Genomic DNA, 23,380 nt, shown 5'->3' on the forward strand with positions numbered 1-23,380 from the left:
TATTGTCTTAAAGTTTACTGATTTCGTTCTTGATTAAAAACACCCATTTGTGAAGCCCCTATTCTTTATACTGGCAGAATATCTTTTGAACCGAATTTGGTCACGCTTTGCGTGAGTGTCGGACACCATTTATGTATTTCTCTTGAACATTTCACTAACCGAAATGAGACCCAAACGCCGAACGGTGATCCTCTCTGGGCTGTTTGCTATACTGTGTTTTTATACAGCCTATCGAGATGCCCCGTATGTTTGCTCAACCCACTCCTGATGCTCCCTTGTTGGAGCTGCCCCTGTTTCTCTCCCCGGTGGCCTGTGGCTTTCCGTCGCCAGCGCAGGATTACACCGAGCAGACCATCGACCTCAATCAGCTGTGCGTGGCGCACCCAGCGGCCACCTACTTCGTGCGGGCGGCCGGTGACAGCATGGTCGACCACGGGATCCGCGATGGCGATCTGCTGGTTGTGGACCGCAGCCGCAAGGCGGTTCATGGCAGCGTGGTGATCGCCGCGGTCGATGGCGAGTTCACGGTGAAGAAACTGCAGCTTGAACCCACAGTGGCGCTGCTCCCGGGTAACCCGGCCTATCGGCCCATCCATTTCAGCGAGGGGCAGGAGCTGGAAATCTTCGGGGTGGTGACCTGTGTCGTGCACATGATGCCAACCCCATGAACAAGCACTGCGCCGTCGCCCTGGTCGACGTGAACAACTTCTACGCCAGCTGCGAACGGCTGTTTCGCCCCGACCTCAAGGGGCGGCCCATCGTGGTGCTCTCCAACAACGATGGCTGCGTGGTGGCCCGTTCGGCGGAGGCCAAGGCGCTGGGCATCAAGATGGGGGGGCCGTACTTCCAGATCCGCCAGTTCTTCGAGGCCATGGGCGGGGTCTGGTTCTCCAGCAACTACGCCCTCTATGGCGATATGTCGAACCGGGTGATGAGCATTCTGGAGGGGATGGCTCCGGCGGTGGAGGTCTACAGCATCGACGAGGCCTTTATCGAGCTGAGCGAGTCATGGGCCGGTGATCTGGTGGTCTATGGCCGCCAGATCCGGGAGCGGGTGCAGCAGTGGACCGGGCTCATCGTCGGGGTGGGCATAGCGCCGACCAAGACCCTGGCCAAGCTAGCCAACTACGCCGCCAAGAAGTGGCCAGCCACCGGGGGGGTGGTCGATCTGCGCGATGAGGAGCGGCGCGGCCGCCTCATGGCTATCACCTCGGTGGACGAGATATGGGGCATCGGCCAGCGGCTGTCGGCCAAGCTGGAGGCTCAGGGCATCAAGACGGTGGCCGACCTGGTGGCGGCCGATCCCAAGAGCTTGCGGCGCCGGTATGGCGTGGTGGTTGAGCGCACCGTGCAGGAGCTGCGGGGGATCCCCTGTGCCGAGCTGGAGCAAGAGGCCCAGGCCAAGCAGCAGATCATCTGCTCGCGCTCGTTTGGGGAGCGCATCACTCAGTTCGGTCCCATGCACCAGGCGCTCGCTGGCTACATGGAGCGGGCCGCCGAGAAGCTGCGGGGGGAGGGGATGTGCTGCCGGCACGTCACCCTGTTCATTCGCACCAGCCCGTTCAGCGACCGCGAGCCCTATTACGGCAACCAGGTGAGCACCAAGCTGGCCATGCCCACCCATGACACCCGGGCGCTACTGGCCCTGATCCCCGAGTTGCTACCCCGCATCTGGCGCGACGAGCAGCGATACCAGAAAGGGGGCGTCATGCTGGCCGACTTCACCCCCGCCAGCATGCAACAGGGCGACCTGTTCGCCGTACAGCAGCAATCCCCACGCAGCGAGGCGCTGATGCAGGTCATCGACAAGATCAACCAGGGACGGCTGGGGAAGGTCTACTTCGCGGCCCGCGGACGGGATACCCGTGAGTGGATGATGAAGCGGGAGCAGTTAAGCCCCCGCTACACCACCGAGCTCAGCGAGCTGCCGGTGGTGAAGTGATGATTGCTGAGAGGGATCAGTACATGCGTTCGATCTGCTTGCCAAAACTCACCATCATCCACCCCGCCAAGAAAAAACTGGCCCAAGTGAAAAACCCAATGATGGTTTCGGGAACCATAGCCTGGATTATGGGCCACTGGTCAAACAGACCGGGTGGGGTGGGGAGTGCCGCTTTGCCATCTGTAATGGTCTGGAGTTTGGTAAAAGCCCGTTCAATACGACGTTCAAACAGAAGTGATCTTCCTCCAAGTGCCAGTGCTCCCAAAGAGATCATCATCAGCAAGCCACCAAAGAACTTCATCACCCCAGGCTCCATTATCAATGTGACAAGCAGGTCTTTCAGGCGTTCCATTTTGGGTATCCAATTCAAGCTCCGTTCGAGGCAGCTTACATCTAATAGCCATCTCAGGTCATCAGGGGAGGAATATGCCAAATCTTGGCACTGTGACCGGTCACAGCGCTAAGATTTTCTCCCCAGTTGTGTGCCAGCAGGCAGCCTCGCCCTTGAAGGTGCCGCCGCAGCCGCCTGGGAGAGGGTTGCCGCAGTGCTGGCAGGCTTGTGCGGCCAGCTCTGCTTGTTGCTGCTGCCACCATTCCCAGTCGCGGCGCAGTAAGGTGCTGATGTACTCGTCGGCACTGTAAGGTTCACCGGATCCGGCTCTGGCCCGGCGCAATGTCTCCAGTTGTTCGCGCTCACGGGTGGAAAGTGCCACCTCCACCCGCTTGATACCGAGCGCAGCCCGCCTGGCCCGTTGGTCCTGCTTGCGTTTGGTGGCTGGGTTCATGCTGTCTCCTTGCGATGGTCAGCCACTACTTGGTGCAGTGCTGGCTGGTAGGTTGGATTGAGCTGTGCGGCTGCGCCCGGGTTGGCGCGATCTATGCTGCTGCCCGGGGCTATCCAGAGTGTGCGGGCCGTTCTGGCGCAGCGGATGGTACCGCTCTGGTCGATGGCGACCGGAGTGCGACCCTCTACCACGTGGCGCTTGCCAACGTACTGGCCATCAGCAGAGAGCACCGGCACGGTGGGGCGGTTGGCTCTGACCTGATACGGGGTCGGTACCTCGGTGGCGATGGCTGGCAGGGCCAGCGATACGGGGCGAGGGTGGCGGCGGCGCAGAATGGCACAGGCCACAGCCTGCTGTTTGCCCTTGAGCATCCCCACCCACTGGCTGATCTCGTTGGCTGGCCAGCGCTGCTGGAGAATGCAGGTCACCCGATTATCCAGGCGGCGGTACTCTTCGCGGCTGACGGCCTTGGCGCTAGGGTCTTGGCGATGGTTATGCATACTCGACCGCCCTTAAACCAGGGGCCTGATTCTTTTCCCCGAAGTTTTGGAGGTTGTCACGAATGACGGCAACCAACTCTTCCCTCGACAATCCCTGCCCCACCCAGTCATATTCCGGGTCATTCTTCTTTAGCCAGATCAGTGCCTGAACCCTAGTTAGGGTCATCACCCCTTTTTCGTACTTTGTCGCGGTCATGCTTCCCACTCCTCGCTGTAGTCGTCCTGTTCCTGCATCCACTCCGGCACGTCCAGCCGTTCCAGCACCCGCCACATCTCACTGCGGTAAGGCTCCGGCAGCATCTCTATCCAGTTGCGGGTACCGGTATGGCCCTGCGCCTGGTAGACCTTGCCGCAGAGCTCAACCAGCGTCGGCCAGTCCTGATCGCCTTCCGGTACCGCGTACTCATCCGGCTGGCCCTGCTCGGCTGGCAGTTGGCCTTCTGGTTGCCAATCCGGCTCGCTCGGGATCGCCCGGCTCGACTGCACCTGGCCGTTCTCCAGCCAGAGGGTGAAGCCGTCCGCGCTGACGCTGGCGCCTGCCCGTAAACGCCCGATGGAGAAGGGAGATAAACCCCATTGCTCTGCCATCAACTGATCCGCGAACGCCTCAGGATCCGGCTGCGTACAGTTATTGTCAGAGCTCCAAGGTGCCGGGCTGTCGCCCGTCTTAACCCCAACACCCCCAGCCGAAACTCTGGCGGCCTTGGCGGCCTCATAGGTGCCTGCTGGCACCACTTCCCACCCTTGCAGGCGGGTCTTGATACCCAGGCGGGCTGTGTGCAACCCCATCAGGCGCTTGATGTCTTCGCCGTATCTGTTGGCCTGCTCCTCGATGAGGTGGGCCAGCTTGATGGGGTGCTCGGCACGGGTAGCCAGTGCGCCACCCATGGCTTCCAGGTAGCAACGAAAGATGGCGTTATCAGCGGCATAGCGGGCGGCCTCAAAGCGTGGGTCTTGCAACACCGGCTTGGGTGGCCCCACGAGTTCGCCATTCTTCTTGGCGTTGCTGATACGGCGCAGCTCGCGCCAGACCCCGACCGGTGCGCCACCGATCTGCTGGAAGGTGCGGATCCCCCACCAACTGGCCCAAGCGCACGCATGCAGAGCGCCCTGGTCTGCTGGGGTGTTAGCCTCTTCGTCGTCACCGACATAGGCGCCATCGATGTTCTTGGCGATGTACTTGGCGAGATAGCCGGTTGCATCGCCCTTGGCTGGGTCGATCATCTTCCAGTCGAACCGTGGCGTGATATCGGTAAAGGTGGGGGCAGCCATGGGTACCCGCACCAGCTCGTCCTTGTCGTCTGTCAGCGCGTAGTGTTGCAGGGTGCTGATCACCTTGTTGCGATCGCTCGGGCGCATAAACAGCAGCATGTGCCAGTGCGGGGTGCCGTCATGGTGTGGCTCGCACACCCGAAAGCCGTAGACAGGTGAATCATTGCGCTTGAGTGAGGCGCGGGTCAGGCTCCAGAGCTTGGCCAGATAGGCGCAGGTTTCGCGTGGGGTGGCGCCCTGGTACTTGTCGTTCTCGATGGTCTTGCCGTTGCGGCCGGTCTTCCAGGCGTGAAATCGGCTGGGGGCCGTCCAGGTGAAGAACACCCCCACATGGCCCTGTTGCTCTGCGTAGTCCTCGAACCCCCGCATGCGGGTCATCATCTCGTTGCGGCGGTTGACCGGGTTGGAGATGCTGGCCTCCCAGCAATCCTTCATCGAGATCACCAGGTCATGCTGGCCGTTCATCACTTCCGACTCAGCCAACCAGCGCATCATGGCCTGCTTGCGCTCGCGCACCACCTTCATGGTGGCGTTCGAGACGTAGGCGGAGACGCCTTTGCGTACCTTGCCCAGCAGGATGGCGATGTGCTCTTGCAGCCGATCCCAGCAGCGGTTCACGCGCCTCTCCCACCACTTGGCGGAGAGCAGGCGCACCATGACGCTCAGGATCCAGTTATCCCTCGCCTCTTTGGTTTTGAAGTCCGGCATCTTGCCGATGAATCCCCACTGGTCTGCTGGCTGCTTGATGGCGTCCCATGTCGCCATCAGATCCAGTTCACCGGCGGTGCTGTTCTGTTCAATGTTTTTCCAGATGGCGGCTGTCATATTGGCGAACTGGTGGGCCACTCGCCGGCGGCCTTCGTCGTCGCGCAGGTGCTGAGCATCGACTGGCAGCGCTATCACCAGAGACCTGACCCACTTCACCCGTTCCCGCAGCCAGATGTTTGCGCTGCGGCAGTTGCGGGTGGTGCCATCTTTGCGGCGGCGCACGTACTGCTTGAACAGCACCTGGGTGAACTGCATGGAGAGGCCATCGAGCAGCTGCACCGCCCAGACCAGATCGGATTCACCAGGGGCACCGACAAAGGCGGCCTCCAGCTTTGTGCCCGGCATGGCATTGGCGAGGGCATCGATACGGGCCTTGAGGGTCTTCTTGGATAGCGGCAGCTGGTTGCGTTTTGGCGTCGGCAGGCGGCTGATGGCAAAACCAAGATGGCCAGCCTCGGCGGCTGGCCCTGTTTTTTGTTGGTTGGTCATTGGTGATTGTTACCCGACAGCTCTTTGATGTTGTTCCGGCAGGAGGCCAGCGCATGGCGGGCATGCCCCGCCATCTTTCTGGCTGCGGCACACTGGCGCAGGGTCAGGGAGACCGTGCAGCGTGGGCGAGGGGATAGCCGACGCATTGCCAGCAGGTCGCGCTGGTAGCTGCGCAGGCGGGCCTCGTCGCCCATCATGGTGTCGAACCATCTATCGACGCGGGTTTGCAGGTCTGTGATCAGGCGGTGGCTCATTTGATAGTCTCCCCCAGTCCGTGGAGTGGCTCACACTCTTCCCACCATTCGGCTATCTCTCTGGCCAGCGCCACCTCACCGCCACCCAGCGCCAGCCAGTACACGGCGCGGACGGCGCCCAGGGCCAGCAGCTCCTGGGTGATATTGCGGTTGCGCTTGGCGTCGCAGCCCGAGGTGTTGAATTCCTCCTGTGCCGCCTCCCAGTGCTTGGTCAGCGGGCTGACCGGCGCCGGTGGCTGCATATGGGCGGGGCCCGCCTCTGTGGGGCCCTGCTCATCCAGCGGTGCCTCCAGTTCAAACAGGTCTGTCATGCTGCACCCCCTACCACCACGCATCCGTTCACCGGTGACCAGCTTGAGATGGGCACTTGCAGGCCCAGCTTGTTTTGATCACGCTCGCCGCTCAGCAGCATGAGTGCTTGTTCGTTGCAGCTTTCGCAGCCACACCACTGGCCTCCGCACTGGCAGAACTCCTGCTCACCGTGTTTCTCTCTGGAGTAGAGCGAGAGGCGTAGGCAGTCCTGACACATCACAAAGAAGCTGATGCGGATCAAGCTCAGGCGATTAGGTCGGCTCGGCACCTTGATGGTTTGCATCACGGAGGCATCGGGGCCAGAGGCCATATCAGCGCCAATGAAGAACGGGTCATCCATAAACGGCAGGTCATCAACCGGCGCCTGGTCGGCCTCGTCTTGCGGCTGGAACACCATCCGCACTTCATCGACACTCCAGGTAAAGCTGCTTCTTCCCTCTACGAACAGCCATTCATCCGCAGCCTGTGGGTTGGCTGCGGCGAACTCGTTGAACAAGCGAAGGAACATCAGGTCTTGGCTCATGCCTCATCCCCCATCACAGAGTCATCATCGAGCAGATCCGCAGGTCGGCTGGTCACGACCAGTTGCACCTGGATGTACTCATCCCCGGCGTAGAGCTCGCCCAGGGCGATGCGGTTTTCCTGCTCGCCGGTGGCCAGCAGTTCGGTCAGCAGGGGCAGCACGGCCTGCTCTGCCCGCTTGGCGATATGAATGGCGTCGATGCTCATGCCAGGGCCCTCCGGTTCATGGTGTGGAATAGCTGGTGCCAGCGCAGTTGCTGGCGGGCCTGCTCGCGCAGATTACGGCCCTCTGGTCCGCGTCGGGTGGTGTAGGTCTTCGCCCTGATGCGGTGCGGCAGATCGGCCAAGTCGGCCAGGGCTGCCTGCCGGGAGATGGGGTGTAACAGCTTGTTCATGCCACCCCCTCGATGATGCGGATGGCGCCAGAGGTCAGGCGCTCCATGCGGGCGTAGCCGTTCCGGCCGCGCAGCCAGGTGGTGCCGCAGTTGATGTAACCGCGGCTGACCAGATAGGCGGATGCCGCCTTGATGGTCGGTTCGGTGTGACGAGTGATAACGGCGGCCATGATCAGATCCCCCCACGGCGGTTGACGCACGACCAGACCGCACGCCACGCCATGGCGGCAGGGCGCTCTACTGCATGGATCAGGTCTGGGCTGGTGCGGTAACGCTGACCACGGCAGGCCAGCTTGCGGTTTTGCAGGCGCAGGTTGCGCAATTGGTCACGAATGGCTAAAGTTGGCATGTCGATTTTCCTTGTTGACGATGGAAAGCCCGCTGGTGTTGGCGCACCGATAGCGGGTTTTTTATTGCCCGATGGCCCTGGGGCCTGACTGGCACATCTCACTGCCCGCCAGCACGGCGCGTTTCATGCGCAGCTTGGCGGCACGTTCCTTCTTCTCTCTCTCGATATCCCCGATGGGTCTGGTCACTGGCGCCGGGTGCCACACCTTGGTGTCACAGCCGCCGCGAAACTCCCCCTGATACTCCAGCGCGATCACTGCCATCCTTACCGCCTCACGTCGTGCGTGGGGCAGGGCTGACAAGCTGGCCGTCATCAGCTCGCCTCTTGGCTGGCGGGCAATGGCACAGATGGCCGCTTTCTTGGCCTGGCTCAGGGCCAGCCAGTCGGTGTCCAGACTGGATCGCGTTTTGCCGAACATCTCCCGCAGGATCTGGCAGCCGGCGGTGTTCATGGCCACCTGCTCGTCGGGGGTCAGCCCCGCCAGGTTGCGCTGTTCATGGTCGATGCGTTGCGTTTGCATGGGGTTCTCCTTGCTGTAGGGGGCCTAGGCCCCTTCCTGTTCAGTGATTGCGTCTGTGGCCCCGGCCTGTGCCTGCTTGAGTTCCTCAATGGCGCGGAACGGGCGCGGCTTGGTGGGCAGGGGCGGGGTGGCTGTGCTGGCCGGCTCCTCTTGTGGGCTGCGGCTCCCCTTGAGCCGTGGCACCAGAACGGCGGGGTTGGGCAGGGCGCTGGGCACGTAGTAACCGGTCACCGTGGACAACACCTGGAAGACGTACCCACAGAAATCGTTGCTGCAGCGATAGCGCGCCTGCACGGTGAGATCGCTCATGCGCTGTGAGGTTCTGACGGTGCTGTAAGACCCACAGTGAGGGCAGGGGAAAAACTTGGACATGGGGTCTCCTATGCGCCCATCGCCACGCGGGCCATGTCGGCGGCGCAGGCAAGGCTGGGTACGGCGTGGAATTTGTCTTCCACCTCGGTGGCAATCAGCACCAGGTGCTCGATGCCCGCCCAGATCCCGCTGATGACCGCATTGCGATGGGCCTTGGTAACGCGAGGGCCGCTCAGCAGGGTGGTGGCTTGCGCGGTGACCCCCAGGATCTGGGCCCCTGCATTGAGCGCCTGCTGGGCGCGGGCCTCGGGGGTTGGCGCGGCGGCGGCGGGCAGCTTGGTGGCGGTCAGACCGCAGTCAAACAGCAGGCCGTCAAACAGGGTGTCGTCCCCGGTGGCGCGATAAAGGGCGATGAGGTCGAGGGCGGTGAGCTTGTGTTTCTCGCTGGCCGGATTGAACTTGTTGTGCAGCACACGGCTCGGCATGCCGAGCTCGCGTTCCAGTTCGCTGATGTTGTGCATACCCTTGAAGGTGTCGCAGGCCGCCGCAAAGTGGTTGTGTGAAATACAGGACTGGTTTGACACTCTGATTTCCCTCCAAAGGACGATATGGTTAACCCGCGTGTTTGAACTGGGGTGCCAACACCGACCCCGCCATCTGCTTGGCGATAAACACATGCACCTTGACCATCGACAGCTCATTCGGGAGTTCTTTCTCCATGATCTCGAGCTTGCCGGCTTTGACCCAGCCACGGGCGGTATCGGTAGAAACCCCGATCCACGCGGCAAACCTGGCGATGGGCATCAGTGGTGGGATGTCTGCCGATAGCACCAGGGTGATCGCGCTGACGGCGGGGGCCGGTGTCGGCCTGGCCGCTGGGTTGATATGACGAGGTGGCATGGTGGTTACGCCTTACCAGGTTGTGCGTTGGTGGGGTCAGCCTTGGCGGCGGCCGTCGCCCGCTGGACGCTGGGGATCGCCTCCAGCGGGGTGCCCGGCGCGACGCGCTGAGATGGGCGCGGCTGGCCAGATGTGGGAGCGGGGTCTGCTTTCAGCGCGCCGCCGGTCAACACCTCGATCTGGTAGGCGCGGCCCTGGGGGATGGTGTCGCCCCACTTGCTGACCGCCACATGCGAGATCCCTAAGGCTTTTGCTGTGGCAGCCGTGCCACCGAAGTAACTTAAAACGTCGCTCTTATTCATTTTGAGGTTACCTAAGGTTCCTTTAATGGGGCAAAGGTAACCTAGGTGTCGTCATGCTGCAAGCGATAAAAGACCCTTTAGTGTCATTTTCTTGTGGTAACTTCGGTTACATGACCATAAACGATCGAATCCTATCCAGAAGAAAACACCTCAAGCTCTCTCAGCATGAGTTGGCCAGCCGCATCGGTATAACCCGGGTGTCTGTTGGTAAATGGGAATCAGGATTGAACCAGCCCAAAGGCCGCTATCTCAATGATTTAGCGGCTGCGCTCGGCGTGTCTGTTGATTGGCTGCTGACCGGCAAAGAGGACGGGGCCGCTGGCGTGATGGAGCCTTCTCCCCCTGGCTATCGCAACGTCGAGCCCGCCGACATCCCACAAGGGGTTCGGGTCCCCATCCTCAGCTATGTGCAGGCCGGCAACTGGCGGGAGATCTGCGAACAGGCCACGGGTTTTGATGGCAACGTGGAGTATGTGACGGCCAGTGTGGACATCGGTCCCCGTGGCTTTGGCCTTTGGCTGCGTGGCAACTCGATGACCCCGCAATTCAATGAGGGGGACCTGGTGATCGTGGACCCTGACGAACAGCCACGCCCGGGGGATTTCGTGGTCGCCAAGAACGGTAGCGAAGAGGCCACCTTCAAGAAGTACCGGCCCCGTGGCATTGATGAGAGTGGGCAAGAGGTCTTTGAACTGGTCCCCCTCAACGACGATTACCCGCCCATGCACTCCGACCGGCAGCACATCGAGATCATCGGCGTGATGGTAGAACACCGTATTTTCAGAAAACGATAGGGCGCTGGTGCGCCCTTGTTTTTTCCTGACCCATGGAATGGATAGCGACATGCGCAAACCTATAAAAATCATCATCGCGATGGTCTGCACCTTAGCGATGTTCAGCGCCTCTCCCACCTTCGCCAAAGGGAGGAAACCCTGCTCGGGTAACAAGGGCGGGATCTCTCACTGTGATGGAGAGCGGTTTGTCTGTAACGATGGCTCATACAGCGCCAGCAAGAAGATATGCAGCGCAAGCGGGTCGAGCGCCGTAGGGATAAGCAACTCTTCTGGTTCTCGCAAATATTCCTCCACGACTCGAAAGCGCAGCGACACCAGCACCCGCAGAAGCAAGGGATAACCCACAGCATTCTGCGACAGACTGCGCATCGACGATGGTCGAACTTGCCGCATTGTCAAACGAGGCGGCTGATTGGCTGTACTTCTCACTCAGGAGCAAACCGATGAAAAGTGTACCGAAGACCGGGTTGTATCTTTCTACCAAGAACGTCGAAGGCATGAGGTTGGTGGTTGAGGATGTCTTTGCTGAAGACGGTGATGACTTCTATCTCGTCAATGTGATTGATGAAGCCAGCAAGGATGACTTATCCGCGATGGGCGATGAGATGGACGGAGAGCAATGGGAAGCGCTTGTCGCTGAATATGGCTTAGTGCATCAGGCATAGCTGTGCGATGGGTGAACACCGGAACATCAGGAAACGATTAAAGAACAGGGCGCAGTATCGCCCTGTTTTGCTTGGACAGTTTTGTGTGTTCGGTTTGTGCTGTTCTTGAGAGGTATGGAGGGAAGAAACCACGTTATTCAACCAGAGGTTGTTGTGGGTCCGCACCCAAGCTGAGGCTATCCAGATTCCACTTCTTGAGTTGCCTTACTCTCTGGAAAGAGGCTACCGACTCCGATGCTTCCTCGCATGAGCATAATTCGATGCTATGCCACTGATGGCCGACCTTAAATCTGGCTTCAAATGCAGCCTTTATCTTATCCCTGACATCTATTGCAGCAGCTTCTGCCATAACAAAATCAGGATCGGCACGATGTAAAATCATGATGTCGAGGGTGTAAGGGTCATCTGCACCATTATGTTCGATGTCTTCACCTGAGTCCACGTCGAATAAGACCCCCAAAATTAGCTCGCCATGGGGCTTTGCTATCTTGGAGATCTTTTTGTCTAACCCAGCGCCTTTTAAACGTGCTTCAAACTCATCCGGAAATGCAGAACGGCGGTAGCGACTGGCCAGCCAAGTCTGGAGTATTGTCATGTTTTCCGATGTGAGATGAATCCCTTGGCGTGGTGCAAACTTGTTCAGGGTTAACTTATCGACAACTGTCTTGGCTGTTGCCAAAAATTCCCCCCAAACGAGCCCCCCTTCCTGCTCGAAGCTGATATAGAGCTTTCTCGCATTCTTTGCGTTGGTGTTGTTTCCCTTTTCAACATCATCACCAATGACTCGACCAATCACGATTTCAATCATCGGCTCAGCGTTTGGATCCTGCGCTATATCGCAATCTTGACTGATGACCACGACCAGAGTGCGATCAGACCCGTCAGAATGAACAAGCCCCAATTCTTGAGCAACAGCACTTTCCAACAGATGCCCCTGGCGCCATGGGCTGTTACGCAACCACTCTGTCATGCATTGTCCTCAGACAGATCATTCGCCTCTGGAAGGTCGAAATCGGCAGTTGCAGGAGTGTTCTTCCGATGGGCGAATTGTGCTGTAATTCGTTCCCTTTGAGCCGCCTCTCTCTGGTGAATATGCACCATCAAGTGAGCCGCATCACTGACGGATTCACCTGCTTGAACCACCTGCATCAGAGTCTTGCCATGGAAAAACTTTCGCTTCAACAGGGCTGCATTGATCGTGACACCAGCTTGCTCCAGCTCTTCTGCTGCGAGTGCCAGATCTCGTAACTTGCGGATGGCATTATCTTGTGTGACCGCATCACCATTGAGCCAGTTGTAAACTGTTTGCCGAGACACACTGAGGGCCGTGGCAAGGTCGGATACAGCAGGCTTCAATATAGTTCTGACGAGTACAAGATCATCACTCGGCGAACGTGCTACATCCGTATTAACCTTCTTTTTTTCTGACGCGTAAGCCCTGAGCGAGTTGTGTTGGGGGAATTGGTGGTGAACAACATCCGCACCTGTCCCGTATGCATGGCTTCCGTCCGCAGCAGAAATTATCGCTAGGCCTAGCAAAACGCCAGTTGCTAACGGCATTTGTCCCCAGCCCCTATGACTATTTGAATAGCCCAAAGCGAGAGTCATGTAGTGCTCCTTATTTCCATACGTCTATGGCGAAATCACTAACCGTGGCGCGGAATGCTTTGTAAATCTCTGAATGTAGGTCGGTCAATCTAGTTGCAATATTGGCAATACTGAATTGTTCCCTCTGAACGATAAAGCAGTCTGTATCTACGATGGCGTGCAGTCCAGATCTCGCTGTAAACCGAGGGGCTAGTTTTGGGGCAAAGGCAGTTAGTTCCATAGGCAAACCCACTACCCCATCAAGGATGATTGCGCGTGCGATAAGTTGGCCGGCTGGAGTGTTTAGACCTGTCTCACTAAAAGATTGCATCAAAGTGCCTTCTTCACGCATTGAAAGGCCCAACACCTCCGGGACGAGGTATTCCTTTAAGCTTTCGCCATCCCTAGGTAAGACGGCATCCAGATAACGAAGGCCAATCCGTTCCACAAAACTGAGCTGCAAAAAGTTATGCAAAATGCCCAACCCTTGCAAAAAACGCGCAGAAAATGTTTCGAATGTGTCGTATTCGGTGCTTTGCAGAATCAGTCCATTGTTATCAACGATAAAATGTGTTTTGGCTTCAATATCGCCGAACATGTAGCGTGACTGCTGGGTAACAGGCGGGCTGACCATCTGGCCGTTTACAATGCCACCGAAGGGCAAGGCCACCTGCTGTTGGATTTCAGTTCTAAAATCAGGGAAGCCTGCCATACGCATCTCTGCCTGAATGCCAGGGATGTAGGCGTCCAGATTTAAGATCGGATTGAATTGCACTTGGGCAAGCGTGTAGTAGACCGGTGCGTTGCGTAGTTTGATACCCATGATAGAGACCAGCGACGTTGTTTAAATGATAGTATCTTAACTTTACACTTTGGTTGACACATTATCCACAGCATTTGACTTTTTGACCGGTACCTCTCCCCCCTTACTTTTGCTGTATAAAAGACCAGTGTCAGTTGTATTGTCGGTAGTTCAGCCGGTATCTCAGTCAGTTCCTTTGCTAACTCATGAGTCTGATTTTTTTAGAGTTTTACAAGCAACACGTTGGTAGGTTTATCACTTAATGACAGTCCGCAAACTCGATGATGGCAAGCCCAAGCCCTGGCTTGCCGAGGTCTATCCCCAAGGCCGTGATGGCCCCCGCAAACGCAAGCGCTTTGCCACCAAGGGCGAAGCCTTGGCGTGGGAGAAACACATGCTGGTCCAGCCCTGGCAGCAACCAGAGGCGGTGAATGGGGATGAACGGCGGCTGAGCGACCTGGTGGTGCTCTGGTATGGCCGCCACGGCCAGACCCTGACCGATGGCGATCGGCGCCGCGACAAGTTGATCTGGCTGGCGGAGGCGCTGGGCAACCCCCAGGCCACCGAGTTCACCGCTCAGCAGTTTGCGGCCTACCGTGAGCGGCGACTGGCCGGCGAGCTTTATGTGCCCGGTCAGCGCAAACAGGTTTCCCCGACCACCATTAACCGCGAACTGCTCTACCTGCAGGCGGTGTTCAATGAGCTCGGGCGCCTAGGGGAGTGGGCCTACGGCAACCCGCTGGAGGTGCTGCGCCAGTACAAGGTGCAGGAATCCGAGCTGGCGTTCCTCAATCAGGATGAAATCGAGCAGCTGCTGGCAGCGTGCGCGGGGCTGAACGACTTGTGGCTGATCGTGATGCTGTGCCTCTCGACCGGAGCGCGTTGGTCCGAGATTGAAAAACTGACCCGTTCACAGGTCGGCATCGGCCGGCTGACCTTCACCCGCACCAAGGGCAAGAAGAACCGCACAGTGCCGGTGGCCGGTTGGCTGTTGGCCTTGCTGCCCAAGCGCACCGGCCGCCTGTTCGGTGATTGCTACGCCGAGTTCGAGAAGGCGCTGCGCCGCGCGGGGATCACTCTGCCGGCCGGCCAGCGAACCCACGTGCTGCGACACAGCTTTGCCAGTCACTTCATGATGGGCGGCGGCAACATCCTGGTGCTGCAGCGCATCCTAGGCCACACCGACATCAAGATGACCATGCGCTATGCCCACTTCGCTCCGGACCACCTCGAAGATGCGGTCAAACTTAACCCGATCACCGCGATGAAAAATGGCGGCAAAGTGGCGGCAGCGCTCACCAGCGACACCCAATAACCCCCACCCATCCCCAAGCAAACCCGCGAAAACACGGCAACCCATTGATTCACTGCGGCTTGCGATGGTTTCAAAATCCGCCGTAGCAATACGTGTCGGTTCGAGTCCGACCCCGGGCACCATCAGATTCCATGACAAAAGGCCATCCTCGCGGATGGCCTTTTGTTTTTCCGGGCGGTGCGAAGAGGTGTACCCTCAGACCTTCAGACCTTCAGACCTTCAGACCTTCAGACCTTCAGACCTTCAGACCTTCAGACCCACAGGCTCTCAGGCCATCAGCCTCTCGGACTGCCATCCCCTCAGTCGATGTTCTGTGCGATGCGCCACAGCACGCCGGCGGGATCGTACAGACAGAATTCCTTCATGCGCCACGGCTGGGTGACGAGCTCCGTGACCCGGACGCCGTAGCGGGCGGCGATCTGGCTCGCCTCCACTTGGGCCCGCCAGGCGGCCACGTCCTCCACCAGGAGGTGCATCATGAGCTGCTCGGCCAGCCCCGGGGGGTTGCCATCCTGCAGCAGGAAGCTTGCGTTGCCGAGATGAAAATAGGCCACGCCGTCGCCATCGGAGGCCAGGGTAAAGCCGAGATCCTGATAGAACTGCTTTGACAGCGTGAAATCCCGGGCAGGCACGAAGGCCTTGATTTCGGTCACGTTGAGATTGGGCATGGGCTCCTCGCGGCGCTGGGAACAGGGGAAGATGGCTTGCCAGTATGACCGGGCATTTCGGGGCAAGCCAGACGAATGGCACGAGTTTGCACTCTTATCGTGCTTGTGCCCCTCGGGTGGGGGGATATTGGCCGTCAGCCTCATTTGATTTCACCATGGTATGGCCCATTTCATTTATTTCATAAATACCTTAGCGGGATAGATAAGCCTGCCAGGGTGACATCACCACGGGTTCGCCCTGTCATTGTGAGGCGATTGGGTCATCCTGGTGCATTTTCCCGGCAATGCACAGCCAAAGTGCGATTTTCCCCCTGTAACCGGGCATCGTGCGCCAAGATGGTGCGTGTTGAATGTGATAAAAACATAAATCAATGAAATAAAAGGATTATTTTTCTTGGCCTGCTTTATGCTTTCCCCATGTCATGTCGCCATGATGTCTCCGTGAGCCACACAGGTGCGGTGGGCAGGTGGCCAGGTTGGAAATGCATATCAGGAAATGGACCCGGATGCCGGGACGACAAGGAGAGGGCTGTATGTTCAAGAGACTCGTAATGACTGGCCTGCTGGCGCTGGCCGCCACCATGGCCGCCCCGGGCTGGGCCGAAGAGGTGGCCGCGCAGGCCGATGTGGTACAGGCGGCCGTGACCGTGACCATCAACAAGGGGGACAATACCTGGCTGATGGTGGCGGCGGCCCTGGTGATCCTGATGTCCGTGCCGGGCCTCGCCCTCTTCTACGGCGGCCTGGTGCGCGCCAAGAACATGCTGAGCGTGCTGATGCAGGTGTTCACCCTGTTCTGCCTCATCACCGTCCTCTGGGTGGTCTACGGCTACTCCCTGGCCTTCACCGAGGGCGGCGCCTTCTACGGCTCCTTCGACAAGGTGCTGTTGATGGGGGTGACGCCGGATTCCATCGCCGCCACCTTCAGCAAGGGGGTCGGGATCAGCGAGTTCATCTACGTGGTGTTCCAGGGTGCCTTTGCCGCCATCACCTGCGGGCTCATCGTCGGCGGCTTTGCCGAGCGGATGAAGTTCTCGGCGGTGCTGCTGTTCGCGGTGATCTGGTTCACCTTCGCCTATATCCCGATGGCGCACATGGTGTGGTACTGGGCGGGTCCGGATGCCTACACGGATGCGGCCGCCGCCGAAGCGGCCGGTGCCACCGCAGGCTATCTGTTCCAGCACGGCGCTCTGGACTTCGCCGGCGGCACCGTGGTGCACATCAACGCCGCGGTGGCCGGTCTGGTTGGGGCCTTCATGGTGGGCAAACGGGTTGGCTATGGCCGTGACCCCATGACCCCCCACAGCCTGACCATGACCATGATCGGGGCCGCCCTGCTGTGGTTCGGCTGGTTCGGCTTCAACGCCGGCTCCTCCCTCGAAGCCAACGGCACGGCGGCCCTGGCCTTCGCCAACACCTGGATCGCACCGGCCGCTGCCGCCCTCTCCTGGACCTTCGCCGAGTGGGCGATGAAGGGCCGTCCCTCCCTGCTTGGCGCTGTCTCCGGTGCGGTGGCGGGCCTGGTCGCCATCACCCCTGCCGCCGGTTTCGTCGGTGTGGGGGGGGCCCTCATCATCGGCCTGCTCAGCGGTGTGGCCGGTCTGTGGGGCGTGCACGGTCTCAAGCGTCTGCTGGGGGCCGATGACAGCCTGGACGTGTTCGGCCTGCACGGGGTGTGCGGGATCCTGGGTGCCGTGCTGACCGGGGTGTTCGCCAGCCCGGATCTGGGCGGCACCGGGGTGTGGGACTATGTGACCAACCAGGTGGCCGAGGGATACTCCATCCTGGCCCAGGTCAAGGTACAGGTCATCGGCGTGGGGGTGACAGTGGTCTGGACCGCCCTGGTCTCGGCCGTGGCCTACAAGCTGGTGGACCTGCTGATCGGTCTGCGGGTGAAGGAAGATGCCGAGCGCGAAGGGTTGGACGTGACCAGCCACGGCGAGAAAGCCTACAGCCATTGATCCTGCTGCCATGAATGTCATACCGCCGGCCCCGTCCGGCGGTTTTTTTATTGGGGCGGGCTGGCTAGGCTGCCCGGACCGGGCCGCTGGTGGCCGGGGTCGCTATTTGTGTTTGCAGGGTCTTTTATGCCTGCATTTTGGGCGGATCTCCGCTAAACTCTGCCACCCTTTATTCGGGGTCGCCGGGTCTGCCCCGTCGTCACCCTCTCTTTCATGCCTTCGGAGCCGCTCATGCCGTTAGTGGGACACCAACATCAGATCGATATTCTGGAACTGACCGACAAGGGGGATGGCAAGGGTCGCCTGTTCGATCGCCCCCTGTTTGTCGAGGGTCTGCTGCCCGGTGAGCAGGCGCTGGTCGAGTTGACCGAGGTCAAACCGAACTACCTGCACGGCAAGCTGGTCGAGTTGACCCAGCCCTCTGCCGATCGGGTGGCCGATTTTTGCCCCAACACCGAATGTGGTGGCTGCCAGGTGCGCCCGCTGGCCTATCCGGCCCAGCTTGCCCTCAAGCAGAGCCTGGTGCAGAGCGCACTGGAGCAGGTCGGGCTGGGTGAGGCCGTGGTCAACCCCATCCTCGGCATGGAGACGCCGTTTGCCTACCGCAACAAGGCCCAGTACGCGGTGCGTGGCAGCGAGGCGGGCGCCGAGATCGGCTTCTACCGCAAGCACTCCCATGACCTCATCACCGCCGATGACTGCGCGGTGCAGGACTCCCTGCACGTGGAGCTCAATGCCCGGGTACGCAACTGGATGCGCGAGCACGACATCGCGGCCTATGACGAGGTGGCCCACACCGGCTGCGTGCGCAACCTGATGACCCGCAAGGGCTTCAAGAGCGGCGAGCTGATGGTGGTGCTGGTGACCCTGGGCGAAGCGCTGCCGTTCGAAGCCGAGCTGCTGGTGGCCCTGGCGGATCTGCCGGTCACTACTCTGGTGCAGAACATCAACGAGGCGCGCACCAACCGCATCCTGGGTGACAAGAACCGGGTGCTGCTGGGCAGCGGGGTGATCCGCGACAAGATCCACGAGCTCGAATTCGAGATCTCGCCCCTCTCCTTCTTCCAGAACAACCCGAGCCAGACCGACGTGCTCTACTCCAAGGCGCTGGAGTATTGCGAGCTGACCGGCAGCGAGACGGTGTTCGACATCTATTGCGGCATCGGCACCATCTCCCTGTTCCTGGCAGGCAAGGCCGCCAAGGTGGTGGGGATCGAGTCGGTGGAGAGCGCCATCAGCGACGCCCGTCGCAATGCGGCCCTCAACGGCATCGAGCAGACCGAGTTCCACGTGGGCAAGGCGGAGCAGCTGATGCCTGCCCTGCATGCCGACGGGGTGAGTGCCGACGTGGTGGTGATGGATCCGCCCCGCAAGGGCTGTGACAAGGCGGTATTGCAGACCCTGGTGGCCATGGCGCCGCGCCGTCTGGTCTATGTCTCCTGCAACCCCCAGACCCTGGCCCGTGATCTCGCCTGGCTGGTCAAGCAGGGCTTCGTGCTGGACGAGGTGCAGCCGGTGGACATGTTCCCGCACTCCATGCACGTGGAAGCCGTTGCTCGCCTGAGCCTGCCAGCGAAAGCCTGATCGGGCCGAGGGCGTGGCGTTAGCCAGATTGCTCTGATAAAAACGACTCCTGAGGGAGTCGTTTTTTTTATGGTCGTGGTCGGCAGAACCACCAGGCAGGGAGGTCGGCGTGATGATTCGTATGGCAGGGGTGGAGGATGCGGCGGCGCTGGACAGCTTCTTCGGGCAACTGGACAGGGAGACCCGCTTCATGCTGTATGAAGCGGGAGAGCGCCCCTCGGACATCGAGGGGCAGCGCAGGCGGCTCGAGGCCATGGCCGCGGCCCCCAATCAGGCCATGTGGCTGCTGGAGCTGGCGGGGGAGGTGCAAGGGTTTGCCGCGCTCCTTGGTGGCGGCCTGGCACGCAACCGCCACTGCGCCCTGGTGGTGATGGGGCTGCGTTCGGGGGCGCGCGGGCAGGGATGGGGGGAACGGTTGCTGCGTACCCTGATCGCGACCGCGAGGGATCTCGGTATCCACCGGCTGGAGCTGGGAGTGATGGCCCACAACGAGGTGGCCCACGCCTTGTATCGCAAGTGCGGGTTCGTGGAGGAAGGGGTGAGACGGCAGGCCTATCGGCTGGACGAGGGCTATGTGGACGAGATTTCCATGGGGCTGCTGCTGCCGCTGGACAGGCCATGACGCCGCTGGCCCCGAGATGCTGGTCTGGGGCGCTGGATTGGGGCAGGCTTGTGGGGAAACCATCAAGACAAGGAGGCGCCCATGAAGGGGATATTGCTGCGTTGGCTGGCTCGCTACGATGCCTGGTGCCAGGAGTGGGGACTCACACCGGAGAACCGGCGCTGCTGCGCGCCGGTACGCCATGATGAAGACGAGAAGCGCCCGGAGAAGGGCGACGACCTCACTGGAACTGGCGGGTCACGGCGCCAGTGACGCTGTTGTAGTCGAACGAGAGCCCGTCGGGGTATGCCGGGAAGCGGCCCACGGAGCTGCGCAGGGTATAGCGGCAGTTGTCGTGACGAAGGGCGCCGTCAGCCTGAGCGTCTGCCGGGATGAGCCGGGAGATGTAGTCACTGTCCGAATCCTGGTGCAACTCATCGGCCACCGTCAGATCGGTATCGAGCAGGGCGCCAAACAGGCTCTCGCAGTCGTCCCGGCTGCTGACGGAGATCTGATCGCTGTCGCCACCGGGGAAGACGGTATCGGGCCCCTGACCTCCCTAGTCCTCCTTGGTGCCAACCGGCCAGCCATGGCTGTTGATGTCGAGATCCTGCCTGCCCATGCCGCTAAAGTTGTAGAGTGCCAGGGGCTCCCCCTTCACCTTGACCGCCCAGCCGGCGTGGGCGAGCCGGGCGGCACTGGCAAAGCTGCCCGCCGTGGCCGAGACGCTGCTCTTGAGCCCGTCGTCCTGGATGTTGATGAAGCGGGGCTGGGCGGTCACGGCCAGGATCCCCAGCACGATGATGACCAGCACCAGTTCTATCAGGGTAAAGCCTCGGGAAACGTGTGTTGGCATGGAATGAACCCATTGAGTACGACAGACAGGTAAGCGCGACATGGAATTGATAGACACCCACTGCCACCTCGATTTTCCGGTCTTTGACGCCGATAGGGAGGCGCTGCTGACCCGGTGGCGCCAGCTGGGGGTGGGCGAGTATATCATCCCCGCCGTGGGAGAGGAAAACTGGGGGCGGGTGATGGCGCTGGCCGAGCGCCACGACGACATCCGCTATGGCCTGGGGATCCATCCCTGGTATGTGGGCAAGCAGCCCCGGGATGCACTGACCCGGCTGGAGACCCTGCTGGCGAGTCGGCCCCGTGGGCTGGTGGCCGTGGGGGAGTGCGGGCTGGATCTGCGCTCCCATGTGCCGCAGGGGGGGCAGGTCGAGATGTTCGAGGCGCAGGTGCGGCTGGCCATGGCGCATGCGCTGCCCCTCATCGTCCACTCGGTGCGTGCCAACGACACGGTCGCCAAGATCCTGCGGCGCTTCACTCCGCCACAAGGGGGGGTCATTCATGCCTTCAGCGGCTCCCTGCATCAGGCGGAGGTGTTCTGGCAACTGGGTTTCAGGCTGGGGATCGGGGGGGTCATCAGCTATGAGCGGGCCAACAAGACCCGGGAGGCGATACGCCAGATGCCGCTGGAGGCCTTGCTGCTGGAAACCGACGCTCCCGACATGCCGCTGCAGGGCCAGCAGGGGGAGGTGAACACGCCGGCCAGCCTGCCGACCATAGCCCGCTTGTTGGCACAATTGCGGCAGCAATCGCTGGAGGATGTTATTTCGGTGTTACATGACTCCACCCGGCGGCTGTTCCCCCCGGGAAATCATGAAATTAACATTTGATCATCAAATGATGACCGAGTGATAAAAAATAGGGCCCATAAAAATCGTTTGCGGTCTAATTAAACGATGTTCAGGCCGTTTGTGGCTTATAAAATGTGACCAGTATTCTATTTTGTCGCACCGTAATTAGTATAATGCGCACCCTTGATTAGCGGCTTCAATACACAAATCGTTAACAAGCTGGCAGGTGCTACTAAAGAGGAAGTGTTAATAATGAATCTGATAATGGGTCTGGTAGGGATGGCGACGCTCATCCTTATTGCGGTGCTGTTCTCCAGCAACCGCAAGGCAATCAAAATTCGTACCGTAGGTGGCGCCTTTGCCATCCAGGCCGGTCTGGGGGCCTTCGTGCTCTACGTGCCGGTCGGTCGTGACATCCTGGTGGGCGTGTCCGACGCCGTCTCCAGCGTCATCGGTTATGGCCAGAACGGCATCGAATTCCTGTTCGGTGGTCTGGTTGGCAACAAGATGTTCGAAGTATTCGGTGGCGGTGGCTTCGTCTTCGCCTTCCGCGTCCTGCCCGTCATCATCTTCTTCTCTTCCCTGATCGCGGTACTCTACTACCTCGGCATCATGCAGTGGGTGATCAAGCTGCTGGGCGGCGGTCTGCAGAAGGTGCTGGGCACCTCCCGTACCGAATCCCTCTCCGCCACTGCCAACATCTTCGTCGGTCAGACCGAAGCCCCGCTGGTGGTACGTCCCTTCATCTCCAAGATGACCGACTCCGAGCTGTTTGCCGTCATGTGTGGTGGTCTGGCTTCCGTTGCCGGCTCCGTGCTGGCCGGTTACGCCTCCATGGGCGTCAAGATGGAATACCTGATCGCCGCCTCCTTCATGGCTGCCCCGGGTGGTCTGCTGTTCGCCAAGCTGCTGGTACCGGAAACCGAGACCCCGAGCTACGACGAGAACACCGCAGAAGGTGAGCTGGACGACAAGCCGGCCAACGTGATCGACGCCGCTGCCGCCGGTGCCTCCGCCGGTCTGCAACTGGCCCTGAACGTGGGTGCCATGCTGCTGGCCTTCATCGGCCTCATCGCCATGATCAACGGCATCTTCTCCGGTGTGGGCGGCTGGTTCGGTTACCCGCAACTCTCCCTGGAGCTGCTGCTGGGCTGGCTGTTCTCCCCGCTGGCCTTCCTGATCGGCGTGCCCTGGAGCGAAGCGGTCGTGGCCGGTTCCTTCATCGGTCAGAAGCTGGTGGTCAACGAGTTCGTGGCCTACCTGAACTTCGCTCCCTACCTGAAGGATGAAGTGCTGATCAACGGTGTGGCCATGTCCGAGCACACCAAGGCGATCATCTCCTTCGCCCTGTGCGGCTTCGCCAACCTGTCCTCCGTCGCCATCCTGCTGGGTGGTCTGGGCTCCATGGCACCGAACCGTCGCGGCACCATCGCCAAGTTCGGTCTGAAGGCCGTGCTGGCAGGTTCCCTGTCCAACCTGATGTCTGCGACCATCGCAGGCTTCTTCCTGGCGCTGTCCGGCATGTAACATCGCCTGACTGACAGGATAAAGACGAACGCCACAGCGATTTGCTGTGGCGTTCTCGTTTGGGGTGGTGACAACCGTTTTCCTGTCAAGACTAATAATAAAGTGAGTCAAATCGGAGGTTCTATGAATGAAGTGCTACTGGCTATGGCGGCCGGCTTTATCGTTGGGGTGTTGTTTTCTTTCCTCAAGTTGCCGATACCGGCGCCGCCCGTCCTCTCCGGCGTCATGGGGATCGTGGGGGTCTATCTGGGGGGCATTGCCTACTCCTGGATCCTGACCCGCTTCTTCTCTTAAGCGCCTTCCAGCGCTGGATTTGCCGGGTGTGAGGTACCTCTGAAATTGGCAAATCCGGCTTGCAAACACGGGGTATCTCGGCTGAAATAGGCGATGCCAGCAGGGTGCTGGCATTGACTAATGCCCGGTGAATCCGGGTGTTGGCGGTCAAATGGAATTGATTGGGAAGTCGGGTCTGCGTAGTCGGCCTTTCTCAAGTCTTCATGGAACCAAGTCCGCACTTTTGTAAGAAAGTGACAGGGCTCTTGCCTTATTTGCAGCCGTATTGCCTGTGCATTTGCGCTGCAATTCCATATCCCGTTGCTCCGGGAACG

Annotated in this window: 34 protein-coding genes and 1 pseudogene; 12 read left to right on the forward strand and 23 right to left on the reverse strand. The window is 60.1% G+C overall.

Annotated elements, in window-relative coordinates; translation table 11 throughout:
* Positions 1-245 precede the first annotated feature (245 nt).
* The gene (gene umuD / locus PG887_RS05285; protein WP_270821284.1) at positions 246-668 is read left to right on the forward strand and encodes a translesion error-prone DNA polymerase V autoproteolytic subunit; all 423 of its coding nucleotides are present in this window, start codon (positions 246-248) and stop codon (positions 666-668) included.
* The gene (umuC, locus tag PG887_RS05290) at positions 665-1,942 is read left to right on the forward strand and encodes a translesion error-prone DNA polymerase V subunit UmuC (protein WP_270821285.1); all 1,278 of its coding nucleotides are present in this window, start codon (positions 665-667) and stop codon (positions 1,940-1,942) included. Before umuD ends, umuC begins: the two co-directional genes overlap by 4 nt.
* Before the next feature lie 16 nt (positions 1,943-1,958).
* Here the strand turns inward: umuC and PG887_RS05295 are convergent, their stop codons facing one another.
* From PG887_RS05295 to PG887_RS22660, 17 genes are all read right to left on the reverse strand, one after another.
* Positions 1,959-2,294 (reverse strand): hypothetical protein, encoded by a 336-nt coding sequence (locus PG887_RS05295; protein ID WP_270821287.1) that lies wholly within the window; start codon positions 2,292-2,294, stop codon positions 1,959-1,961.
* A gap of 100 nt (positions 2,295-2,394) precedes the next feature.
* Positions 2,395-2,727: a hypothetical protein gene (locus tag PG887_RS05300; RefSeq protein WP_270821288.1), complete on the reverse strand. Its 333-nt coding sequence runs from the start codon at positions 2,725-2,727 to the stop codon at positions 2,395-2,397.
* Entirely contained in the window at positions 2,724-3,227 is a 504-nt protein-coding gene (locus PG887_RS05305) for a hypothetical protein (protein ID WP_270821289.1), read from the reverse strand. The genes PG887_RS05300 and PG887_RS05305 overlap by 4 nt, the downstream gene beginning before the upstream one ends.
* Positions 3,220-3,423, reverse strand: a complete 204-nt coding sequence (locus PG887_RS05310) for a hypothetical protein (protein WP_270821290.1) — start codon at positions 3,421-3,423, stop codon at positions 3,220-3,222. The genes PG887_RS05305 and PG887_RS05310 overlap by 8 nt, the downstream gene beginning before the upstream one ends.
* The gene (locus PG887_RS05315; RefSeq protein ID WP_442866332.1) at positions 3,420-5,756 is read right to left on the reverse strand and encodes a replication endonuclease; all 2,337 of its coding nucleotides are present in this window, start codon (positions 5,754-5,756) and stop codon (positions 3,420-3,422) included. The genes PG887_RS05310 and PG887_RS05315 overlap by 4 nt, the downstream gene beginning before the upstream one ends.
* Positions 5,753-6,010 carry a hypothetical protein gene (locus PG887_RS05320; RefSeq protein ID WP_270821291.1) on the reverse strand — a complete coding sequence of 86 codons (258 nt, stop codon included), beginning with the start codon at positions 6,008-6,010 and terminating at the stop codon, positions 5,753-5,755. Before PG887_RS05320 ends, PG887_RS05315 begins: the two co-directional genes overlap by 4 nt.
* Positions 6,007-6,321, reverse strand: coding sequence for a hypothetical protein (locus PG887_RS05325; protein WP_270821292.1), 315 nt, complete (start codon positions 6,319-6,321; stop codon positions 6,007-6,009). Before PG887_RS05325 ends, PG887_RS05320 begins: the two co-directional genes overlap by 4 nt.
* Positions 6,318-6,845 carry a hypothetical protein gene (locus tag PG887_RS05330; RefSeq protein ID WP_270821293.1) on the reverse strand — a complete coding sequence of 176 codons (528 nt, stop codon included), beginning with the start codon at positions 6,843-6,845 and terminating at the stop codon, positions 6,318-6,320. Before PG887_RS05330 ends, PG887_RS05325 begins: the two co-directional genes overlap by 4 nt.
* Entirely contained in the window at positions 6,842-7,051 is a 210-nt protein-coding gene (locus PG887_RS05335; RefSeq protein WP_270821294.1) for a hypothetical protein, read from the reverse strand. The genes PG887_RS05330 and PG887_RS05335 overlap by 4 nt, the downstream gene beginning before the upstream one ends.
* Entirely contained in the window at positions 7,048-7,239 is a 192-nt protein-coding gene (locus PG887_RS05340; RefSeq protein ID WP_270821295.1) for a hypothetical protein, read from the reverse strand. Before PG887_RS05340 ends, PG887_RS05335 begins: the two co-directional genes overlap by 4 nt.
* Positions 7,236-7,409 (reverse strand): hypothetical protein, encoded by a 174-nt coding sequence (locus PG887_RS05345; protein ID WP_216993518.1) that lies wholly within the window; start codon positions 7,407-7,409, stop codon positions 7,236-7,238. The genes PG887_RS05340 and PG887_RS05345 overlap by 4 nt, the downstream gene beginning before the upstream one ends.
* Before the next feature lie 2 nt (positions 7,410-7,411).
* Positions 7,412-7,588, reverse strand: a complete 177-nt coding sequence (locus PG887_RS05350) for a hypothetical protein (RefSeq protein WP_223933176.1) — start codon at positions 7,586-7,588, stop codon at positions 7,412-7,414.
* A 61-nt stretch (positions 7,589-7,649) separates the two neighbouring features.
* Positions 7,650-8,108 carry a hypothetical protein gene (locus tag PG887_RS05355; RefSeq protein ID WP_270821296.1) on the reverse strand — a complete coding sequence of 153 codons (459 nt, stop codon included), beginning with the start codon at positions 8,106-8,108 and terminating at the stop codon, positions 7,650-7,652.
* 24 nt (positions 8,109-8,132) lie between these two features.
* On the reverse strand, positions 8,133-8,480 hold the full coding sequence (locus PG887_RS05360; RefSeq protein WP_270821297.1) for an ogr/Delta-like zinc finger family protein: 348 nt from the start codon (positions 8,478-8,480) through the stop codon (positions 8,133-8,135).
* Positions 8,481-8,488: 8 nt separating this feature from the next.
* On the reverse strand, positions 8,489-9,004 hold the full coding sequence (locus PG887_RS05365; protein WP_244057264.1) for a phage regulatory CII family protein: 516 nt from the start codon (positions 9,002-9,004) through the stop codon (positions 8,489-8,491).
* A 28-nt stretch (positions 9,005-9,032) separates the two neighbouring features.
* On the reverse strand, positions 9,033-9,320 hold the full coding sequence (locus PG887_RS05370) for a hypothetical protein (protein WP_244057266.1): 288 nt from the start codon (positions 9,318-9,320) through the stop codon (positions 9,033-9,035).
* Positions 9,321-9,325: 5 nt separating this feature from the next.
* Positions 9,326-9,622 carry a Cro/CI family transcriptional regulator gene (locus tag PG887_RS22660; RefSeq protein ID WP_333563757.1) on the reverse strand — a complete coding sequence of 99 codons (297 nt, stop codon included), beginning with the start codon at positions 9,620-9,622 and terminating at the stop codon, positions 9,326-9,328.
* 110 nt (positions 9,623-9,732) lie between these two features.
* Here PG887_RS22660 and PG887_RS05380 point away from each other — a divergent pair, with 110 nt between their 5' ends.
* Entirely contained in the window at positions 9,733-10,416 is a 684-nt protein-coding gene (locus PG887_RS05380) for a LexA family protein (RefSeq protein WP_270821316.1), read from the forward strand.
* A gap of 165 nt (positions 10,417-10,581) precedes the next feature.
* On the opposite strand, the gene PG887_RS05385 is transcribed toward PG887_RS05380, so the two are convergent.
* The gene (locus tag PG887_RS05385) at positions 10,582-10,785 is read right to left on the reverse strand and encodes a hypothetical protein (RefSeq protein WP_270821298.1); all 204 of its coding nucleotides are present in this window, start codon (positions 10,783-10,785) and stop codon (positions 10,582-10,584) included.
* A 74-nt stretch (positions 10,786-10,859) separates the two neighbouring features.
* Here PG887_RS05385 and PG887_RS05390 point away from each other — a divergent pair, with 74 nt between their 5' ends.
* Entirely contained in the window at positions 10,860-11,081 is a 222-nt protein-coding gene (locus tag PG887_RS05390; RefSeq protein ID WP_270821299.1) for a hypothetical protein, read from the forward strand.
* Between the two features lie 133 nt (positions 11,082-11,214).
* Here PG887_RS05390 and PG887_RS05395 read toward each other — a convergent pair whose 3' ends face one another.
* The 3 genes from PG887_RS05395 to PG887_RS05405 are packed head-to-tail and all read right to left on the reverse strand — an operon-like array spanning position 11,215 to position 13,491.
* Positions 11,215-12,051, reverse strand: coding sequence for a hypothetical protein (locus PG887_RS05395; RefSeq protein ID WP_270821300.1), 837 nt, complete (start codon positions 12,049-12,051; stop codon positions 11,215-11,217).
* Positions 12,048-12,689 (reverse strand): hypothetical protein, encoded by a 642-nt coding sequence (locus PG887_RS05400; RefSeq protein WP_270821301.1) that lies wholly within the window; start codon positions 12,687-12,689, stop codon positions 12,048-12,050. Before PG887_RS05400 ends, PG887_RS05395 begins: the two co-directional genes overlap by 4 nt.
* Before the next feature lie 10 nt (positions 12,690-12,699).
* The gene (locus PG887_RS05405) at positions 12,700-13,491 is read right to left on the reverse strand and encodes a TIGR04255 family protein (protein WP_201969705.1); all 792 of its coding nucleotides are present in this window, start codon (positions 13,489-13,491) and stop codon (positions 12,700-12,702) included.
* Between the two features lie 241 nt (positions 13,492-13,732).
* Between PG887_RS05405 and PG887_RS05410 the strand changes: the two genes are divergently transcribed.
* Positions 13,733-14,785 (forward strand): site-specific integrase, encoded by a 1,053-nt coding sequence (locus PG887_RS05410; protein WP_270821302.1) that lies wholly within the window; start codon positions 13,733-13,735, stop codon positions 14,783-14,785.
* Between the two features lie 299 nt (positions 14,786-15,084).
* Here PG887_RS05410 and PG887_RS05415 read toward each other — a convergent pair whose 3' ends face one another.
* Positions 15,085-15,453 carry a VOC family protein gene (locus tag PG887_RS05415; RefSeq protein WP_104455214.1) on the reverse strand — a complete coding sequence of 123 codons (369 nt, stop codon included), beginning with the start codon at positions 15,451-15,453 and terminating at the stop codon, positions 15,085-15,087.
* 533 nt (positions 15,454-15,986) lie between these two features.
* On the opposite strand from PG887_RS05415, the gene amt reads away from it, so the two are divergent.
* From amt to PG887_RS05435, 4 genes are all read left to right on the forward strand, one after another.
* A complete protein-coding gene (gene amt, locus PG887_RS05420) occupies positions 15,987-17,414 on the forward strand; it encodes an ammonium transporter (protein ID WP_270821303.1) in 1,428 nt (475 codons plus the stop codon).
* Between the two features lie 231 nt (positions 17,415-17,645).
* A complete protein-coding gene (rlmD, locus tag PG887_RS05425) occupies positions 17,646-18,998 on the forward strand; it encodes a 23S rRNA (uracil(1939)-C(5))-methyltransferase RlmD (RefSeq protein WP_104455215.1) in 1,353 nt (450 codons plus the stop codon).
* Positions 18,999-19,110: 112 nt separating this feature from the next.
* Positions 19,111-19,620, forward strand: coding sequence for a GNAT family N-acetyltransferase (locus PG887_RS05430; RefSeq protein WP_199769718.1), 510 nt, complete (start codon positions 19,111-19,113; stop codon positions 19,618-19,620).
* 81 nt (positions 19,621-19,701) lie between these two features.
* Complete coding sequence (locus PG887_RS05435) at positions 19,702-19,872, forward strand: DUF5363 family protein (RefSeq protein WP_164882078.1); 171 nt, start codon at positions 19,702-19,704, stop codon at positions 19,870-19,872.
* Here PG887_RS05435 and tppF read toward each other — a convergent pair.
* A pseudogene (tppF, locus tag PG887_RS05440) lies at positions 19,841-20,455 on the reverse strand (type IVa pilus pseudopilin TppF). The gene PG887_RS05435 and the pseudogene tppF sit on opposite strands and share 32 nt — an antisense overlap.
* Positions 20,456-20,495: 40 nt before the next feature.
* On the opposite strand from tppF, the gene PG887_RS05445 reads away from it, so the two are divergent.
* The 3 genes from PG887_RS05445 to PG887_RS05455 all read left to right on the forward strand — a co-directional run bounded on the left by PG887_RS05445 (position 20,496) and on the right by PG887_RS05455 (position 23,066).
* Positions 20,496-21,284: a TatD family hydrolase gene (locus tag PG887_RS05445; protein WP_104455217.1), complete on the forward strand. Its 789-nt coding sequence runs from the start codon at positions 20,496-20,498 to the stop codon at positions 21,282-21,284.
* A gap of 213 nt (positions 21,285-21,497) precedes the next feature.
* On the forward strand, positions 21,498-22,772 hold the full coding sequence (locus PG887_RS05450; RefSeq protein ID WP_010673026.1) for a NupC/NupG family nucleoside CNT transporter: 1,275 nt from the start codon (positions 21,498-21,500) through the stop codon (positions 22,770-22,772).
* 123 nt (positions 22,773-22,895) lie between these two features.
* The gene (locus PG887_RS05455) at positions 22,896-23,066 is read left to right on the forward strand and encodes a XapX domain-containing protein (protein WP_010673027.1); all 171 of its coding nucleotides are present in this window, start codon (positions 22,896-22,898) and stop codon (positions 23,064-23,066) included.
* The last annotated feature ends 314 nt before the right edge of the window (positions 23,067-23,380 follow it).

Origin of the sequence: Aeromonas sp. QDB14 (genome assembly GCF_027707845.1) — a bacterium.
In the GTDB taxonomy this organism is placed as follows: domain Bacteria; phylum Pseudomonadota; class Gammaproteobacteria; order Enterobacterales; family Aeromonadaceae; genus Aeromonas; species Aeromonas caviae.

Bases quoted from the DNA above. Each gene is read 5' to 3' on its own strand.
- PG887_RS05310 (WP_270821290.1), bottom strand. From the start codon at position 3,423: ATGACCGCGACAAAGTACGAAAAAGGGGTGATGACCCTAACTAGGGTT.
- PG887_RS05360 (WP_270821297.1), bottom strand. From the start codon at position 8,480: ATGTCCAAGTTTTTCCCCTGCCCTCACTGTGGGTCTTACAGCACCGTC.
- PG887_RS05350 (WP_223933176.1), bottom strand. From the start codon at position 7,588: ATGCCAACTTTAGCCATTCGTGACCAATTGCGCAACCTGCGCCTGCAA.
- PG887_RS05405 (WP_201969705.1), bottom strand. From the start codon at position 13,491: ATGGGTATCAAACTACGCAACGCACCGGTCTACTACACGCTTGCCCAA.
- PG887_RS05340 (WP_270821295.1), bottom strand. From the start codon at position 7,239: ATGAACAAGCTGTTACACCCCATCTCCCGGCAGGCAGCCCTGGCCGAC.
- umuD (WP_270821284.1), top strand. From the start codon at position 246: ATGTTTGCTCAACCCACTCCTGATGCTCCCTTGTTGGAGCTGCCCCTG.
- PG887_RS05325 (WP_270821292.1), bottom strand. From the start codon at position 6,321: ATGACAGACCTGTTTGAACTGGAGGCACCGCTGGATGAGCAGGGCCCC.
- PG887_RS05430 (WP_199769718.1), top strand. From the start codon at position 19,111: ATGATTCGTATGGCAGGGGTGGAGGATGCGGCGGCGCTGGACAGCTTC.
- PG887_RS05415 (WP_104455214.1), bottom strand. From the start codon at position 15,453: ATGCCCAATCTCAACGTGACCGAAATCAAGGCCTTCGTGCCTGCCCGG.
- amt (WP_270821303.1), top strand. From the start codon at position 15,987: ATGTTCAAGAGACTCGTAATGACTGGCCTGCTGGCGCTGGCCGCCACC.
- PG887_RS05455 (WP_010673027.1), top strand. From the start codon at position 22,896: ATGAATGAAGTGCTACTGGCTATGGCGGCCGGCTTTATCGTTGGGGTG.
- umuC (WP_270821285.1), top strand. From the start codon at position 665: ATGAACAAGCACTGCGCCGTCGCCCTGGTCGACGTGAACAACTTCTAC.
- PG887_RS05345 (WP_216993518.1), bottom strand. From the start codon at position 7,409: ATGGCCGCCGTTATCACTCGTCACACCGAACCGACCATCAAGGCGGCA.
- PG887_RS05370 (WP_244057266.1), bottom strand. From the start codon at position 9,320: ATGCCACCTCGTCATATCAACCCAGCGGCCAGGCCGACACCGGCCCCC.
- PG887_RS05435 (WP_164882078.1), top strand. From the start codon at position 19,702: ATGAAGGGGATATTGCTGCGTTGGCTGGCTCGCTACGATGCCTGGTGC.
- PG887_RS05320 (WP_270821291.1), bottom strand. From the start codon at position 6,010: ATGAGCCACCGCCTGATCACAGACCTGCAAACCCGCGTCGATAGATGG.
- PG887_RS05330 (WP_270821293.1), bottom strand. From the start codon at position 6,845: ATGAGCCAAGACCTGATGTTCCTTCGCTTGTTCAACGAGTTCGCCGCA.
- PG887_RS05380 (WP_270821316.1), top strand. From the start codon at position 9,733: ATGACCATAAACGATCGAATCCTATCCAGAAGAAAACACCTCAAGCTC.
- PG887_RS05305 (WP_270821289.1), bottom strand. From the start codon at position 3,227: ATGCATAACCATCGCCAAGACCCTAGCGCCAAGGCCGTCAGCCGCGAA.
- PG887_RS05385 (WP_270821298.1), bottom strand. From the start codon at position 10,785: ATGCGCAGTCTGTCGCAGAATGCTGTGGGTTATCCCTTGCTTCTGCGG.
- PG887_RS05410 (WP_270821302.1), top strand. From the start codon at position 13,733: ATGACAGTCCGCAAACTCGATGATGGCAAGCCCAAGCCCTGGCTTGCC.
- PG887_RS05300 (WP_270821288.1), bottom strand. From the start codon at position 2,727: ATGAACCCAGCCACCAAACGCAAGCAGGACCAACGGGCCAGGCGGGCT.
- PG887_RS05315 (WP_442866332.1), bottom strand. From the start codon at position 5,756: ATGACCAACCAACAAAAAACAGGGCCAGCCGCCGAGGCTGGCCATCTT.
- PG887_RS05445 (WP_104455217.1), top strand. From the start codon at position 20,496: ATGGAATTGATAGACACCCACTGCCACCTCGATTTTCCGGTCTTTGAC.
- rlmD (WP_104455215.1), top strand. From the start codon at position 17,646: ATGCCGTTAGTGGGACACCAACATCAGATCGATATTCTGGAACTGACC.
- PG887_RS05390 (WP_270821299.1), top strand. From the start codon at position 10,860: ATGAAAAGTGTACCGAAGACCGGGTTGTATCTTTCTACCAAGAACGTC.
- PG887_RS05450 (WP_010673026.1), top strand. From the start codon at position 21,498: ATGAATCTGATAATGGGTCTGGTAGGGATGGCGACGCTCATCCTTATT.
- PG887_RS05295 (WP_270821287.1), bottom strand. From the start codon at position 2,294: ATGGAACGCCTGAAAGACCTGCTTGTCACATTGATAATGGAGCCTGGG.
- PG887_RS22660 (WP_333563757.1), bottom strand. From the start codon at position 9,622: ATGAATAAGAGCGACGTTTTAAGTTACTTCGGTGGCACGGCTGCCACA.
- PG887_RS05400 (WP_270821301.1), bottom strand. From the start codon at position 12,689: ATGACTCTCGCTTTGGGCTATTCAAATAGTCATAGGGGCTGGGGACAA.
- PG887_RS05395 (WP_270821300.1), bottom strand. From the start codon at position 12,051: ATGACAGAGTGGTTGCGTAACAGCCCATGGCGCCAGGGGCATCTGTTG.
- PG887_RS05355 (WP_270821296.1), bottom strand. From the start codon at position 8,108: ATGCAAACGCAACGCATCGACCATGAACAGCGCAACCTGGCGGGGCTG.
- PG887_RS05335 (WP_270821294.1), bottom strand. From the start codon at position 7,051: ATGAGCATCGACGCCATTCATATCGCCAAGCGGGCAGAGCAGGCCGTG.